The sequence below is a fragment of the Rhizobium sp. 18055 genome (assembly GCF_902706285.1).
Lineage (GTDB): Bacteria > Pseudomonadota > Alphaproteobacteria > Rhizobiales > Rhizobiaceae > Rhizobium.
On sequence record NZ_CACSKD010000511.1, the window covers coordinates 1 to 382 of the forward strand.

Annotated in this window: 1 protein-coding gene; it reads left to right on the forward strand. The window is 69.9% G+C overall.

Going from position 1 to position 382, the window contains the following annotated elements; all coding sequences use genetic code 11:
- The coding region (locus GVL52_RS32790) for an EAL domain-containing protein (RefSeq protein ID WP_160012819.1) at window positions 1–382 on the forward strand (382 nt) is incomplete at both ends.

Consider the following 382-nt stretch of genomic DNA (forward strand, 5'->3'; position numbering starts at 1 on the left):
GGCGCTCGTGCGCTGGCAGCATCCCGAGCGCGGCCTGGTGCCGCCGATGCAGTTCATCCCGTTCGCCGAGCAGACCGGCTTCGTGCGGCAGCTGACGCTCTGGGTGTTCGAGCAGGCGGCCGTCTTCCTCGCGCGGCCCGACGTGCGCGCCCTGGGGCTGCGCATCTCGGTCAACCTGTCCACGCGCGACCTCATGGATACCGAGCTGAGCGCCCGCCTGGGCGCGCTCATGGCACGGCACGGCGTCGGGCCGGAATCCTTCTGCCTGGAGATCACGGAGAGCGCCATCATGGACGACCCGGCGCGGGCCGAAGCCATGCTCAACCGCCTGTCGGCGCAGGGCTTCAAGCTCTCCATCGACGATTTCGGCACCGGATACTCC